This window comes from Metapseudomonas otitidis (assembly GCF_900111835.1).
Lineage (GTDB): Bacteria > Pseudomonadota > Gammaproteobacteria > Pseudomonadales > Pseudomonadaceae > Metapseudomonas > Metapseudomonas otitidis.
On sequence record NZ_FOJP01000003.1, the window covers coordinates 259,724 to 274,172 of the forward strand.

Consider the following 14,449-nt stretch of genomic DNA (forward strand, 5'->3'; position numbering starts at 1 on the left):
TTGAATCTCCGTGAGGGTTCAGCGGCGGGAGCCCTTGAAGGCCCCCGCGTTCTTTTCTAGTTAGAAGGAGTACTTGACGTTGACGCCGATGTTGTCGCGGTCGCGAGCTGCGTTGTTCTGACCGGCGCCGTAGAACTCGGTGTACTGGATCTCGCCTTCCAGGCTGTTCAGGTAGGTCGCCTTCACACCAACGGTATACGCCTTGCGGCCTTCGATGAAGTTACCGGTCTGGTGGGAGTTGCCCTCGAAGTCATCCTTGTAGACGACGAACGGGGAAACGTTAACGCCGGCATAGACGTCGTTCCACGTACCAGACAGAACGAGGGTGTAGCCGTAGGCGTTCTTGTTGATCTGGTCGTCACGGTCATAGCCGCTGGCGTAGGCGCCGTTGGCACGGCCGGCATAGTAACGAACATTGCCTTGGTAATCGGTGTACTTCAGGTCGCTGCCACGAAGGTGTTCAGACGCCAACTCTGCAATACCGACCAGCGAATCGAAGCCAAGCGACGGGCCGAAGTTCTGAATCGCACCCCACGAGGTATTGAAGGACTCAACACGTTCGTAGTTATGCAGTTGACCGCCCAAGCGAACATCCTGCCCAGCGACATTAATGCCTCGACCGAGCGAGAACTGGGTGGCTTGGCCGAGGAACTGCTGGAGCGCGTCGTTGGTAGCGGCAATGCCGATTGGCATGTTCGGACGGTAGGCGATCTCACCAAACACCGAAGTTTCATTGATCGTGGTGTTGAAGCTGAAACCGTATACACGGATATCTTCGACATATTCGCGCCGTGCCTGGATTTGGTTGCCCAGATCCACAGCCAGCAGACCACCAACAATTTGCTGAGCAGATGTACCAGCAGCAGCGGCAGCTCCACCTACGGCCGGGTTACCAAGCAGGGCAGCGTATTGTGCCCCCGTAATACCGCGGTAGGCGCTGTTCACGTCCGCGTAGATATAGGGCTCTTTGGAGTGATAGTTGATGAAGTAGGCGCCAAACTCCGTTGAATTCAGTTCCTCAGCGATGTACTTGAAGTTAACACCGAACTGACCGTCGTTCTTGGCATTGATGTCAGGACCGATGGAGGCAACTTTGAAGGCATCTCTGTTGGCAAACTCACTGCCACGAATACCACTCAACGGGTTGGAGGCCAGCAGACCATAGAGCGAGTTGCCGCCAAGCAAAGGGTTCGGGGTCATGAGTCCAGCCAACGAACCACTCTGGTTATAAGCAGTATTACCACCATCCGCGAACAGATCGGTCTCAGAGAAGTAGGTGCCCGCAGGGTCAATCGCGCTTTCTTTCCAGTTGAACTGGTAGAAGGCTTCCATCGACAGGTTGTCGGTCAGACCGATGTTGAAGCTCAGCGCCTCAACCGGGACCAGCACTTCCTTCAGTTCGGAACCCGGCAGGCGGAACTGGGCGGCGTTGAGCGGGTTGGTGGTGTTGATGCCACCGCGATAGAAGATGCCCTCACCCCAGTTGAACACCTGCTTGCCGAAGCGCGCGGTCAGCGGCATGTCGGCCACGTCCCAGTTGCCGTAGACGTAGGCGTCGAGGATCTGCGCATCGCGACCGGCCTTGTGGCGGGTCTCGCGGGTGAAGCTGCTGTCGTTCGGGTAGTTTTGGCTCGGCTGGCGCGGGCTGTTGTTGTCCAGGTAGTCGTTGCGCTTGTCCATGATCTGGGTGTCATAGAAAGCGGTGCCACGGACGAACACGCCGTAGTTCTTGTAGGTCGCCTCCAGGTCGGACGTGATCTTGTACACCTCGGAAACCAGGCCGGTGTCGAAGTTACGGTTGCCGTCGTTGGTGTTGATGTCGTTGTTGGTCTTGTCCTGGCCCTGGACGCGCCACAGTTGGCCGTAGGAGACGGTGGTGTCGATGGAGCCGCTGATCTCGTCGTCGGCGAAGCTGAATTCAACCGCCTGGGCCTGGACGGCGCACATCAGGGGCAGGAGGCCGGCGAGGGCGAAACCGGCCTTGGCCGGTGCGAAACGCAATTGGGGCTTGCGGGACTTGAGTTCCATCGAGGTGTCTACTCCGTGGACAGATCATTTGTTATGGCTCCCGTCATGGGAGCTGTTTCGGCCACCTGGGGCGGCTCCGGCGTTGGCACTTCGAGTCCCCAACGCGTCTGGCCCGCACGTTCCAGCGATCAACTGCCGGTCGGACGAACCTGGATCGGATTGCGCACGTGCAACCAAGGTGCCAAATCCGTACGACTGAAGTCGAAAACCCGACTTGATCACCCGGGCAACTATCATTCAAACGTGTGACTGATCATCCACTGATCAAATCGGAAAAATCGGCCGATTTTGTCCTACAAGCTGGCTCGATTTGTCACTCAAAACCACACCTTGAGCGATTGCCGATTCACACCTTCCCCGTACGGTCAAGGAAAAGACGACGCCCTTCACGCTTTTTACGCCTAAGCAGGGGACGGATTATTCCCATGGGTAACAAAAAAGTGTTACCGGCAGTTTGCCAGTAACACTTTCCATAGGGAGGAATCCGACACGGAGGGGCAAGCCCTCCTCGGATCAGGCGAGGCTCTTGCTGACCACCTCGAAGACGTCGCTGGACAGCTCGCCAGAGGCGAGGATGCGCTCCAGCTCTGCACGCATCAGGGACTGCCGGGCCGCATCGTACTTGCGCCAGCGGGTCAGCGGCGCCAGCTGGCGCGAGGCGATCTGCGGGTTGAGCGCGTTGAGCGTGATGACGTGGTCGGCAAGGAAGCGATAACCCGCACCATCGGCCCGGTGGAAGTTCACCAGGTTCTGGTTGGCGAACGCCCCGATCAACGCACGCACCTTGTTGGGGTTCTTCAGGGTGAAGGCCGGGTGGGCCATCAGCGCCTGCACCCGCTCCAGCCCGCCCGGCAGGGTGCAGCCGGCCTGGACGCTGAACCACTGGTCCATTACCAGCGGATTGTCCTTGAAGTAATCGGCGAAGCTCGCCAGCGCCTTGGCCTTCTCGTCCTCGAAGCTGGAGTTGACCAGCACCGAGAGCGCCGTCAGGCGTTCGGTCATGTTGTCGCACGCCTCGAACTGCTCTAGGCAGGCCTGGAGAACCTCGGCCTTGCCACTGAGCATCAGGTAGGACAGCGCGATGTTCTGCAGGGTGCGACGGGCAAAGTGCTCGGCGGAGGCGACATAGGGCGTCTCGCGCGAAATGGCGCGATTGGCCTGGTAACGCGCCAGCAACTGCGGGAACAGGGCATCACTGATCGAACGACGGGCGAACTCGCGAGCCGCGTGGATGGCGTCCACATCCGCCACCTCGCTGATCTCGGTCAGATAGGCCTCGCTGGGCAGCGACAGCATCTCCGCCACCATCGCCTGGTCCAGGGACTGGTCCTCCAGCAAGGTGCGGAAGGCATCCAGCAGGCGGCTGTCCAGCACCAGTTGCTCGCCACGCTGGTGCTGCCCGATCAGCTCCTGCAGCACCTGCACGGAAAGTTGCTGACCGGCATCCCAGCGATTGAAGCCATCGCTGTCGTGTTGCATGAGGAACATCAACTGATCGCGGCTGTACGGGAAGCTCAGCTTCACCGGTGCGGAAAAACCGCGGAGCAGGGACGGCAACGGCTTTTCCGCCACATCGACGAAGGTGAAGGTCTGCTCGGCCTCGGTGACGGCGATCACCCGGTTGCCCCCCTCGGCCTTCGCCTCGCCTGCCAGGCGCAACGGCAGGTCGTTGCCGGCGGCGTCCAGCAGCCCCAGCTCGACGGGGATGACGAAGGGCAGCTTCTCGGTCTGGCCGGGGGTGGCCGGGCAGCTCTGGCGGAAGGTCAGGCTGTAGGTCCTGGCAGCGGCATCGTAGGCGTCCTCGACCACCAGGCGCGGGGTGCCGGCCTGGCTGTACCAGCGCTTGAACTGGGTAAGGTCGACGCCGTTGGCGTCCTCCATGGCCTTGACGAAATCGTCACAGGTCACGGCCTGGCCGTCGTGGCGCTCGAAGTACAGGTCGGTGCCCTTGCGGAAGCCCTCGGCGCCCAGCAGGGTGTGGATCATGCGCACCACTTCCGAGCCCTTCTCGTAGACGGTCAGGGTGTAGAAGTTGGAAATCTCGATGAAGGAGTCCGGGCGCACCGGATGAGCCATCGGGCCGGCATCCTCGGCGAACTGGTTGGTACGCAGGAAGGCCACGTCCTCGATGCGCTTGACCGTGCGCGAATTCATGTCGGCGGAGAATTCCGCATCGCGGAACACGGTGAAGCCTTCCTTCAGCGACAGCTGGAACCAGTCGCGGCAGGTCACGCGGTTGCCCGACCAGTTGTGGAAGTACTCGTGGGCCACCACCGCCTCGACGCGCTGGTGGGCGGCGTCGGTGGCGGTTTCGGCACGGGCCAGCACGCAGCTGGAGTTGAAGATGTTGAGCCCCTTGTTCTCCATGGCGCCCATGTTGAAGTCGTTGACCGCGACGATCATGAAGATGTCCAGGTCGTATTCACGGCCGTAGACCTCCTCGTCCCAGCGCATGGACTTCTTCAGGCTGTCCATGGCGTGCTGCACCTTGTCGATGTTTTCCGGCTCGACATAGATGCGCAGGGTCACGTTGCGCTGGCTCATGGTGGTGAACACGTCTTCCACGCACCACAGGTCGCCCGCCACCAGGGCGAACAGGTAGGCCGGCTTCTTGAACGGGTCCTCCCAGGTCGCCCAGTGGCGCCCGCCCTCCCCGGCCCCGCTGGCTACCGGGTTGCCGTTGGACAGCAGCACCGGGTAGCGATGCTGCTCGGCACTCACTGTGGTGGTGAAGCGGCTCATCACATCGGGGCGGTCGAGGTAGTAGGTGATCTTGCGGAAACCTTCTGCCTCGCACTGGGTGCAGAACATCTTCCCGGACTTGTACAGGCCTTCCAGTGCGGTGTTGCTTTCCGGGTGGATGCGCACGGTGCTGTCCAGGGTGAACTGCTCGGCAACCGGCTGCAGGGTCAGGTGGCAGTCGGTCAGCTGGTAGTCGGCGGCGCCCAGCTCGCGGTCATCCATGGACAGCGACAGCAGCTCCAGTTGCTGGCCGTCCAGCACCAGCGCCGGCAGGGTGCCATCGGCACGCTCGGGGTTGCGGCGCATCACCAGTTGGGCATGGACCAGGGTGTGGTCCTCGTGCAGCTCGAAGGTCAGGGCGGTCTCGTCGATCAGGTAGTCCGGTGCCTGGTAGTCCTTGAGGTGGATGACGTTCGGTTGCTCGGTTCGCATGCTTGCCTCTCCGGTTCAGCGCGGGCTCGTGGCCCGCCTGCGCATGGTTGGATTGCTGCCTGCCAGTGGCTCAGCCTTCGCAGCTGGCCGCGACCTGGTAGGACGTGAACTTGCGGATGTTGATGACGCCGGTGTCGAGGATCAGGTACTGCCCCTTGATGCCGCGCAAGGTCCCTTCCACCACCGGTGTCTTGTCCAGGTCGAGGCTCACCACCTTGGTCGGGTAAGCCTCGACGGGGTAACGGATTTCCAGCGGCTCGACGTCATCGAGCGGCTGGATGGCCTGGAGGCCGAAACGCGACTGCAGGGCCTGGATGCCCTCGCCACAGGCATCGAACAGCGCCTCGCGCACCGCGAGCAGGTCGAGTGCCTCGGCCTCGCCCTTGAGCAGTGCGCGCCAGTTGGTGCGGTCCGCCACCTGTGTTCGCAGCAGGTCCTCCACCAGGCCGGACTGCTGGCGCGTGGCGACCCGCAGGATGGGCAGCGCCTGGCGGGCGCCCTGGTCGATCCAGCGGGTGGGCACCTGGCTGGCGCGGGTGATGCCGACCTTGATGCCCGAGGAGTTGGCCAGGTAGACGATGTGGTCGGCCATGCAGAACGACTCGCCCCAGCTCGGCTCGCGGCAGGTACCGGCGTCGTAGTGGCAGCGTTCCGGGCTCATGATGCAGGTGTCGCACTGGGCCAGCGAGGTGAAGCAGGGGTAGCAGTAGCCCTGGCTGAAGCTCTTGCTGGTCTTTCGCCCGCAATGGCTGCAATGGATGCCGCCGAGGTATTCCAGGCGGATGCGCTTGCCCAGCAGGGGGTTCACCGACACCTGCTCATCGCCCAGGCGGAAGGCGTACTGCACCACCGGGTCACCCAGTTGCGCCGACATCTTGCTCAGCGCACCGCGCCCCAGCTCCAGCATGGTTTCAGCCCCCATCAGTGGATGGAGTCGGATTTGAAGAGGATGTTCGGCACGGGCTCGGACTTGGAGCTGCAGACCTGCGGGCCCATGTACCCGGTGCGCTGGTCTTCCGGCAGGTTCTTGGCCTCCCAGGCGATGATGGCCTGCAGGCTCAGCTCCTTCTGCTCCTCGGTGAGTTTGCGACCATCGGCCCACTTGCCGATTTCCACGGCGAGCTTGAGGCTCTGGTAGACATCCTCGGTGATGTTGCTGATCAGTTGGGCGAAAGAGGACATGGCATGACTCGCTGCATTCGTTCGGGGGAACAAGGAGCGGCATTCTAGCAGGTCGCAGCGGGCGCCAGGCGAGGCCGCCCGCGCCCCGACCTAGCGGCGCAGACGGGCCAGCAGGCCACCGATCAGGCCGGTGGCGCAGCCCGCCAGCAGGCCGCCCACATGGGCACCGTTGGCGATGGCGCCGAAGCCCAGCAGGCTGACCACGCCAGACAGGCACACCACCAGCCACACCAGCATCATCACCATCACCCCCGGCGGCAGCCGGTAGGCCGGGCACGGCGCCAGGCGCTGGAACAGCCAGCAGTGGCCGAGCAGGCCATAAAGCACACCCGACAGGCCACCGAACAAACTCGGCCCGCTCACCTCGTACTGCACCAGGTTGGACACCAGGCTCAGCAGCAAGGTGAGCCCCAGCAGCATCCAGCCGCCCTGGCGGTATTCGATGCGCCGCCCCAGCTCCCACACCCACATGCCGTTCATGGCCAGGTGCAGGATGCCGAAGTGCACCAGCATGGGCGTCACCAGGCGCCACCACTGGCCGGCTTGCAGGCTGTCGGCCAGCGGAGTGAAGAGCACGTAGTCGCCTTCCACACGGAAGTCGAGGAAGGTCAGCCAGCTGACAGCCTGGAGGTTGTCACCCAGCGCCGTCACACCGGCACAGACCAGGGTCACCAACAGCAGGGCCACGGTGAAGGGCGTGGCCTTGAGCCGCGCGCCCCAGGACTCGCGTACCGGCTCGGCCGGTGCGTGTTCCAGCACGAACTGCGGATCACCCTGGGGGAAGCGCGCATACAGGCCACGCACCTGCTCCGCCCAGTCCTCGCCGGGCACCCAGAGCACCTGCTCCTCGCGCTCCTCGCTGACCCGGTGCGGCACCTCCAGGCGTTGCAGCAGGCTGACGAATCCACTCAAGTCCACCGAGGCCGGCAGACGCATCGCGGCCACCACCGTCATCGGGGCTCCTCCGGGCGTTCCACCTCGACCCACACGAACTTCGCGGGGTCCAGGCGCAATTCATCGTCCAGCCGGTAGGCCACCAGCTTGCCGTACATCACGGCGCTGTAGTCCAGGCAGGCCAGGTTGGGGCGCAGCGGCGCCGGGCGTCCGCGGCGCCAGTAGTGCCCGACGAACAGCAGCGGCTCGTTGACGCCGTAGCTGAGCAGCGCCGAGCGGTGGGCGTCGGAGAGCGGCTGCCGCGCCACGTCTTCCGGCAGCGCATCGGGCTGGAAGACCACGTCGCCGTAGGTACGCGGGTTGTCCTCCCAGAACTTGGTGCGGAACACCGAGCGGGTGAAGCCGTCGCTGCCGGTCAGGGTCATGCCGCCGGGCAGCGGCAGGTCGGTCCCCCGCAGCAGGCGCTTGAACACCCGCTCGGCGAAGCCGCCGCGTTCGGCCGAGGCCTGGATGAAGGCGGCGTCGATCCGCCCGTCCGGGTAGTCGCGGCGCACCGCCTCGATCAGGTCGTGGTCCCAGCAGGCATGCACCAGGCGGAAGCGGCCGCCGTCGATGAACAGCGGCAGGTCCTGGAACCAGCGGAGGAAGTCATGCCAGTCGCCGGGGTGACCCTCGAACTGCTCGAGGGTCTCCTTCAACAGGCGGGTGTGGCGCGGCGTGTGGTCGTGGACGAAGGTCCGGCCACTGCCGGCCGGTGCCGGCGTCACCCAGCCGAGGGCGTTGTACTCATGGTTGCCCATGATGCAGCGGGCCTGGCCCGCCTCGACCATGGCGTGGACCAGGTGCAGCGCCTCGCGGATGCGTGGCCCACGGTCGATGAGGTCGCCGAGGAACAGGGCCATGCGCCACGGATGGCGCCAGACATCCCCCTGCTTGCGATAGCCCAGCCGATCCAGCAGGCGCTCCAGGGTATGCGCACACCCGTGGATGTCGCCGATCAGGTCGTAGCCACGCCCGGCGTCCAGTTCCATCAGTCGCCACCACCCAGGCGGCTTCCCCAGCCGAGCTTGGTGCGGCACACCTCGTAGTAGTTGTGGTCCAGCGGGTGGATCAGGCGCAGCTTCTGCGGCTTCTTGCGCACCGTGATGGTGTCGCCGGGGGCGCAGGTGAAGTGGTTCTGGCCATCGCAGGACACCAGCGGGTAGATCTGCAGATTCGGCGAGACCACGATCTTCAGCTCGCTGGTGCTGTCCACCACGATGGGCCGGCTGGACAGGGTGTGCGGGTACATGGGCACCACGACGATAGCGTCGAGTTTCGGGTGCATGATCGGCCCCCCGGCGGACAGCGCGTAGGCCGTGGAGCCGGTGGGCGTGGCGATGATCAGGCCGTCGGCCTTCTGGGTGCAGACGAACTGGCCGTCGATGTGCAGCTCGAACTCAATCATCCGGGTCGACTTGCCCGGGTGCAGCACCACGTCGTTCAGCGCGTCGCCCTGGCCGATGGCCTCGCCGTGCTGGCGGCGCACCTCGGCCTCCAGCAGGAAGCGCGTCTCGACGCTGTAGTGGCCGTCCAGCACCTCGGCCACCTTCACCTCCAGCTCATCGGGCTTGATGTCGGTGAGGAAGCCCAGGCTGCCACGGTTGATGCCCAGCACCGGGATGTTGTGGCGGGCCAGCGCACGGGCGGCGCCGAGCATGCTGCCGTCACCGCCGACCACGATCACCAGGTCGCAGACCTCGCCGAGGATCTTTCGCGACGACGTCTGCAGGCCGTGCCCGGGCAGCACTTCGGCAATGGTGTCCTCGAGGATCACGTGGAGGTGGCGATCCAGCAGGAATCGCTTCAGGCGGCGGATGGTATCGAGCACGTGGGGGCTCCCCAGGCGTCCGATGATGCCGATATTGCGGAATTGCTCCATGGGGCTCCAGCAAGGCTCTACGACGGGAGGAAATGCCGGCGATTATGGGCGAAAGCCCGTGGCAGCGGCAAACCGCTGCTCGGCTATGCTGCGTGCATGACGCCCTTCCCCACCCTCGCCGACCTGCCCCGTCACCTGCACCACCCTGCCGTGCGCGACCTCGCCTGGGCACTGCTCGCCCCACCGCTGCTGGCGCGTCCGGGGCTGGCCCAGCGGCATCCGCTGAGTGCCTCCGAGTGGGCCGCCGCGCCCCACCGGCTGGAAGCCTGGTTGCAGAGTCAGGAGCAGGCGCCGCACCCGCTGGAAGCATGGCTCGCCGGCCTTGCCTCCAGCCGCCTGGGGCTTCGCTTCGAGCGACTTTGGCAGTACGCCCTGGCTCAGGCACCGGGCGTGCGCCTGCTGGCCAGCAACCTGCCGGTGCGCCAGCAAGGCAAGACGCTGGGGGAAATGGACCTGCTGCTGCAGGACGACCACGGCATCCACCACGTGGAGCTGGCCATCAAGCTCTACCTCGGCCCCCAGGCGGGTGGCGGGCATGACGCGGAGCACTGGTGCGGCACCGATGTCAGCGACCGCCTCGACCTCAAGCTCGCCCACCTGCGCGAGCGTCAGCTGCCCCTTTCCAGCCTCGCCGTCAGCCGCTCCGCCCTGGAGAGCATCGGCGCCTGGCCGGCCCAGGCATCGGCCTGGCTGGGCGGCTACCTGTTCTATCCCTGGCCGGGAGGGTGCGAAGCGCCGACCATCGCCAACCCCGGCCACAACCGGGGCCTATGGCTGCATCGCCGCCACTGCCAGGCCCTCATCGACCAGCATCCCGACGCCCGCTGGTACCCCCTGCCCCGCCCGGACTGGCTGGGCCACGCGCAGGTGCCGGCCGAGCAGGCCTGGCCTCGGACGCAGATGATGGAGTGGCTGGCCGCGCAACCACCCGGCGGGCCGGCCTGGATGCTGGCAAGGCTGGCGCCGGAAGGCACCCACTGGCGGGAAGTGGAACGGGGGTTGGTGGTGAACGACGCCTGGCCCGCGACGGGCTAAGCCCGCCGCAGCGACCGGTCAGCGGCTGCGCTCGGTGCGCCCACCGGAACGGGCCAGGTAACCGGCACCGCTTTCGCACAACAGCGCATCGCGTTGCACCGCCGGCAGCGCGTCCAGGCCATCGCGCAGCGCATAAGCGCGGAACCCCAGCTGGGACAGCAGGAACACCGCACTGGCGCTGCGCTTGCCGCTGTCGCAATAGCAGAGGTAGTCCCGCGCCGGGTCGAGCAGGCGCGTCTTCAGCCGCAGCAGGTGCAGCGGCATGTTCAGCGCTTCGGGGGCATGGGCCCGCTCGTATTCGTCCTGCAGGCGCACATCCAGCCATTGGCCGCCCGCCGCCAGCAGCCGCGACGCCTCACCGAGGGACACCTCGTCCACCACGGGGGCACGCAGGAGGGCAAAGAAATCCTGGCGGTCCAGGCGCATCACCACGCCGTCCTCCAGCAGGGTGACGCTGGCGTTGCGCGGCCGGTCGGACAGCAGCGCCTCCTCACCGAAGCAGGCCCCTACCTCCAGCTCCGCCAGCACCTGGTGATCGCTGCCGGCCCCACGGATCACCTCCGCGCGGCCCTCGCGGAGGAAGTAGCAGCAATCCCCCGCCTCGCCTTCGCGCAGCACCTCGCTGCCCGCCGGCAGTTCGATGCGCTGCAGCCGCCCAACCATCTGCTGGACGTTGGCCGGCGGCACCTTGCTGAACAGCGGGTTCTCCAGCAGGCGCTCCAGCCATTCGACGTCGTCGCTGTCCATCTGCAGCAACAGGTCCTGGTAGGCGGAACGCCAGGTGATGAGGCGCGCGAGGGTGGCGCTGTCGATGGCCAGCACGCTGACCTCGGTGAGCGCCACCGCCTCCTGCAGGCGCGGCAGGCTGGGCGAGAGCGGGTGGCAGCTGGCTTCGCTGCCAGCCACCAGGCGGATTTCCGCCCCCGCGGCGTCCCGCAGCAGCAGCTCGCCGGCCAGCAGGTAATAGGTCAGCCGGGCCTGGTCGCCGCGCCGGAACAGCACCTGGCCCGCCAGCAGGGGCTGGGGCACCAGTTGCCCACGCAGCTCCCGCCACTGCTGCTCGGAAAGCGCATTGAGCGGGGTCAGGCTGCGCAGCTGATCCGGATTGAGCGGTTCGGTCATCGGTTGATTTCCAGGGCATCGGCTGAGGTGGAAGTGTAGCCAGCCAGGTGGTGCAGGCGCGTTGAAAGGGCGCGGCGCCCCTGCAGCCCACCGGTGTGCAGCAGGACGATCCGACTGCCGGCAGCAAGGTAACCGGCCTCGATCTGCTGGCGCAACGCCAGCAATGCCTTGACGGTGTAGAGCGGGTCCAGCTCGATGCCGCCCTCCGCTTCCCAGGCGAGCATGGCGCAGGCCAGCTCGGCATCGACACGACCGAAACCGCCTCGGCAGGCATCCAACAGGCGGTAGCCGGCATCGACTGCGCCGGCTTCAACCAGCAGCGCGCGGACCTGCTCCGCCACGCCATGGTCCGCCGGTACCGCCAGGGCACCCACCACCGGATGGCGGCCAGCCTCGCCGAGCACCAGCCCCGCCAGGGTGGTACCGGTGCCGGCAGCGGTCCACAGCGCGTCGTAGTCGGCCCAGCCCAGCACCGGCAGTTGCCGTTGGATCATCGCCACCAGCGGCGCGCAGCCGAGGGCGCCCGGCAATCCGCCGCCGCCCTCGGGCACCGGCATCAACGCGGGGTAGCGGGCCTGCCAGTCATCCCAGAAGCCCAGCGCGTGGCGGGCCCGATAGCCGCCATAGCCCAGCCAGTGCAGGGTCATGCCGAAGCGGCGCAGGTCCGCGACGGTCGGGGTGTTCTGAGGGTCGCCACGCAGCAGGCCCACGGTGTCGAAGCCGAAGCACTGGCCGGCAGCGGCCACCGCATGCAGGTGGTTGGAATGGGCCCCGCCCAGGGTCATCACCCCGGCGAAACCCTTGGCAGCCGCGCGTTGAAGATGGGGCGCCAACTTGAACCATTTGTTGCCGCTCACCAGCGGGTCGATGCGGTCGAGGCGCAGCATCGCCACCTCGACGCCCGCACGCCTCAGCCACCCCAGGTGCAAGGGTTCGAGAAGGGCTTGCGGGTTCCAGTCGGGAGGCGGCAACGGCACGGATGGGCTCGCTCGGAAAAGGCGCGGAGCTTACGGCAAGCGCCGCGCCATGGCGATCAGCCCACCGTGCGCAGGCGGGCAGTGGCCTTGTGGCGGGCGCAGCAGTTGGAGTCCCCGGCGACGAAGCGGCTGGGCGTATCCACCCGGTCGATGGGCATGCCGCAGCGCTCGCCGCCCGGCAGGGTCGCCTCGCAGGTGGGCTGCTGGTAGTGGGCCAGCCACTGGCGGTACTGCGCCTCGGAGACGAAGCACTTGGCCGCCGCGTAGGCGTAAGGGTTGTCCTGGTAGCGGGCGATGTCCTGCAGCGGGATGGTCAGGTGGCCGGCGCCCGGGTGGTAGACCACGAACACCACACCCAGGCGGGCCAGGCGCTCGAGGATCTGGTCACCGCCCTGGTTCACCAGTTGCTCGCGCTCCTGCTTGAGGCGGTCGATCTCCTGCTGCAGCTGGGTGTCCAGCTCGTTGCGGTAGGCCAGCTCGACGTCACGGATGGCCAGCTGCTCCTTGTAGTCCATGACGGCGGCGGCCACCTTGGCCTGCAGTTCGCCCTCGAACTGGGAACGGAGGATGTCCACCTCGGTGCGCCCGTGGCGCTCCAATGCGCGCAGTTGCTGGCTCATCTCCTCGCGGGATTTCTGAAAGCCCTCGGCCTGGACCTGCAGCTGGCGCTTGAGGTCGGCGTTCATGTCCTGCTGCTGGCGCAGTTCCAGCTGCAGGGAGTCGATGGTCTGCTGCAGCTCGCGCGCCTTCTCTTCGGCGGCCAGGCGGTACTTGGCCAGGGCCTCTTCGTTCTGCTGGCCGAGGCTGGCGATGCGCAGGCGCTGCTGCTTGATCAGTTGGGCCGTCTTCAGGCGGTGCTCCTGCTCCAGCTGCTGCGCCAGCTTCTCGGCCATTTCGGCGGCGGCATCCGGCGGTGCGTACCACTTGTCCTCCGGCGCCATCTGCAGGCGCTGGGGCTCGACCACCTGGGGCGCGTCCTCCTCCACCATCAGGCCCAGGGCATTGCGGCGCACGGTGTCGCGCACCAGGGCCAGGTCGTTCTGGCCGGGGGCGAGGTTCGGGTCCCACATGTGCATCTGATGCCAGGAAACCGGGCACTGGCTGCGGCAGGCGAGGCGGATGGGGCCGGCGCCCAGGTCGGGGCCGCGCCCGGCGCGTTCGGCCAGGTGGCGCAGGGGCATGTTCCAGCCGGTGTCAGCCTGCCCCTTCTCGTCGAAGTCGAGGTAGAAGAAGACCAGCGAGCGGACCATCAGGCGCGGGTTGATCAGGACGTAGACCAGGCGCATCTGCTGGTCGGCGAACTCGGGCATGTTCACCACGCCGTCGAGCATCGCTTCGAATTCGGGGAAGAGCATTTCCTTGCAGATGCCCCGTTCATTGAAGAACAGCACGGCCTCAACCATCTGCGGCTTGTTCTGCATGCTCATCGGGTTTACCTCTGGCCAACGCGGTGAGTCCCGGAGGGGACGGGCGACTTCCTTGTCGGTAAAACGGGGCCTTTATGACAGGCGCACCGGCTGATTGTCGGAGTCTAGGGTAAAAGCCGAGGCGGGCAATGTGACTGGGTTGGCACTCGCCCGGCCCCTGGCGGGAGGCGGACGAAGTGCACGGCCGTTTTGTGATGGGGTTGGAGAGTTTCAGCCTTTCATGGCGGCGAGATAGGGTGCCAGGCGCCGCCCCATCTCCTCGCCGAGGGCCGCCAGGCCGCTCATCGGGCGCACCATCACCTCGAATTCGCGGATCAGCCCCTGCTCGTCGAAGCGGATCATGTCGATGCCCTTGAGGTCACGCCCGCCCACCCGCGCACTGAATTCCAGCACCACGTTGAGGCCATCGTCACTGGCCAGTTCGCGGTGATAGGCGAAATCCTGGAACACCTGCAGCACGGTATTGAGGATGAGGTTGACCGCCTGCGCGCCCGGGTAGGGCGTGTGGGCCATGGGCGAACGGAACACCGCCTCGGGGTGCAGCAGCTCGGGCAGGCGGCTGAGGTCCTGGCTGGCGATGAACTGGTGCCAGCGCTGAAGGCTGGCGGCCGCGGCAGGGTTGAGTCGGGCGTCGAGGGACATCGGCTTCTCCTTGTTCTTATGAGCCTGTAAAGAGAACGCCCCGCACG

12 protein-coding genes are annotated in these 14,449 nt (G+C 66.0%); 1 reads left to right on the forward strand and 11 read right to left on the reverse strand.

Annotated features, from left to right (window positions below; all coding sequences use genetic code 11):
* Window positions 1–60: 60 nt before the first annotated feature.
* The 7 genes from BM198_RS05550 to BM198_RS05580 all read right to left on the reverse strand — a co-directional run bounded on the left by BM198_RS05550 (window position 61) and on the right by BM198_RS05580 (window position 9,199).
* Complete coding sequence (locus tag BM198_RS05550; protein WP_074968426.1) at window positions 61–2,028, reverse strand: DUF1302 domain-containing protein; 1,968 nt, start codon at window positions 2,026–2,028, stop codon at window positions 61–63.
* A 513-nt stretch (window positions 2,029–2,541) separates the two neighbouring features.
* Window positions 2,542–5,202, reverse strand: a complete 2,661-nt coding sequence (pepN, locus tag BM198_RS05555) for an aminopeptidase N (protein WP_074968428.1) — start codon at window positions 5,200–5,202, stop codon at window positions 2,542–2,544.
* Between the two features lie 70 nt (window positions 5,203–5,272).
* The gene (locus tag BM198_RS05560) at window positions 5,273–6,109 is read right to left on the reverse strand and encodes a DUF2797 domain-containing protein (RefSeq protein ID WP_074968430.1); all 837 of its coding nucleotides are present in this window, start codon (window positions 6,107–6,109) and stop codon (window positions 5,273–5,275) included.
* A 14-nt stretch (window positions 6,110–6,123) separates the two neighbouring features.
* On the reverse strand, window positions 6,124–6,384 hold the full coding sequence (locus tag BM198_RS05565; RefSeq protein WP_044408569.1) for a YeaC family protein: 261 nt from the start codon (window positions 6,382–6,384) through the stop codon (window positions 6,124–6,126).
* 90 nt (window positions 6,385–6,474) lie between these two features.
* Window positions 6,475–7,338 carry a rhomboid family intramembrane serine protease gene (locus tag BM198_RS05570; protein WP_074968432.1) on the reverse strand — a complete coding sequence of 288 codons (864 nt, stop codon included), beginning with the start codon at window positions 7,336–7,338 and terminating at the stop codon, window positions 6,475–6,477.
* Window positions 7,335–8,309: a metallophosphoesterase gene (locus BM198_RS05575; protein ID WP_044408574.1), complete on the reverse strand. Its 975-nt coding sequence runs from the start codon at window positions 8,307–8,309 to the stop codon at window positions 7,335–7,337. Before BM198_RS05575 ends, BM198_RS05570 begins: the two co-directional genes overlap by 4 nt.
* Complete coding sequence (locus BM198_RS05580) at window positions 8,309–9,199, reverse strand: NAD(+) kinase (RefSeq protein WP_044408577.1); 891 nt, start codon at window positions 9,197–9,199, stop codon at window positions 8,309–8,311. The genes BM198_RS05575 and BM198_RS05580 overlap by 1 nt, the downstream gene beginning before the upstream one ends.
* A 96-nt stretch (window positions 9,200–9,295) precedes the next feature.
* Between BM198_RS05580 and BM198_RS05585 the strand changes: the two genes are divergently transcribed.
* The gene (locus tag BM198_RS05585; RefSeq protein WP_074968434.1) at window positions 9,296–10,234 is read left to right on the forward strand and encodes a DUF1853 family protein; all 939 of its coding nucleotides are present in this window, start codon (window positions 9,296–9,298) and stop codon (window positions 10,232–10,234) included.
* Between the two features lie 18 nt (window positions 10,235–10,252).
* Here the strand turns inward: BM198_RS05585 and BM198_RS05590 are convergent, their stop codons facing one another.
* From BM198_RS05590 to BM198_RS05605, 4 genes are all read right to left on the reverse strand, one after another.
* Window positions 10,253–11,356, reverse strand: a complete 1,104-nt coding sequence (locus BM198_RS05590; RefSeq protein WP_074968436.1) for a cyclic nucleotide-binding domain-containing protein — start codon at window positions 11,354–11,356, stop codon at window positions 10,253–10,255.
* Window positions 11,353–12,333: a 1-aminocyclopropane-1-carboxylate deaminase/D-cysteine desulfhydrase gene (locus BM198_RS05595; RefSeq protein ID WP_074968438.1), complete on the reverse strand. Its 981-nt coding sequence runs from the start codon at window positions 12,331–12,333 to the stop codon at window positions 11,353–11,355. Before BM198_RS05595 ends, BM198_RS05590 begins: the two co-directional genes overlap by 4 nt.
* Window positions 12,334–12,389: 56 nt before the next feature.
* A complete protein-coding gene (locus BM198_RS05600; protein ID WP_074968440.1) occupies window positions 12,390–13,760 on the reverse strand; it encodes a chromosome partitioning protein ParA in 1,371 nt (456 codons plus the stop codon).
* Between the two features lie 210 nt (window positions 13,761–13,970).
* Window positions 13,971–14,402, reverse strand: a complete 432-nt coding sequence (locus tag BM198_RS05605; RefSeq protein ID WP_044408590.1) for a nuclear transport factor 2 family protein — start codon at window positions 14,400–14,402, stop codon at window positions 13,971–13,973.
* Between the last annotated feature and the right edge of the window lie 47 nt (window positions 14,403–14,449).

Excerpts from the sequence above, each read along its gene's own strand:
- BM198_RS05580 (WP_044408577.1), bottom strand. The coding sequence starts at position 9,199 with ATGGAGCAATTCCGCAATATCGGCATCATCGGACGCCTGGGGAGCCCC.
- BM198_RS05590 (WP_074968436.1), bottom strand. The coding sequence starts at position 11,356 with ATGACCGAACCGCTCAATCCGGATCAGCTGCGCAGCCTGACCCCGCTC.
- BM198_RS05585 (WP_074968434.1), top strand. The coding sequence starts at position 9,296 with ATGACGCCCTTCCCCACCCTCGCCGACCTGCCCCGTCACCTGCACCAC.
- BM198_RS05575 (WP_044408574.1), bottom strand. The coding sequence starts at position 8,309 with ATGGAACTGGACGCCGGGCGTGGCTACGACCTGATCGGCGACATCCAC.
- pepN (WP_074968428.1), bottom strand. The coding sequence starts at position 5,202 with ATGCGAACCGAGCAACCGAACGTCATCCACCTCAAGGACTACCAGGCA.
- BM198_RS05560 (WP_074968430.1), bottom strand. The coding sequence starts at position 6,109 with ATGCTGGAGCTGGGGCGCGGTGCGCTGAGCAAGATGTCGGCGCAACTG.
- BM198_RS05565 (WP_044408569.1), bottom strand. The coding sequence starts at position 6,384 with ATGTCCTCTTTCGCCCAACTGATCAGCAACATCACCGAGGATGTCTAC.
- BM198_RS05600 (WP_074968440.1), bottom strand. The coding sequence starts at position 13,760 with ATGAGCATGCAGAACAAGCCGCAGATGGTTGAGGCCGTGCTGTTCTTC.
- BM198_RS05605 (WP_044408590.1), bottom strand. The coding sequence starts at position 14,402 with ATGTCCCTCGACGCCCGACTCAACCCTGCCGCGGCCGCCAGCCTTCAG.
- BM198_RS05570 (WP_074968432.1), bottom strand. The coding sequence starts at position 7,338 with ATGACGGTGGTGGCCGCGATGCGTCTGCCGGCCTCGGTGGACTTGAGT.
- BM198_RS05550 (WP_074968426.1), bottom strand. The coding sequence starts at position 2,028 with ATGGAACTCAAGTCCCGCAAGCCCCAATTGCGTTTCGCACCGGCCAAG.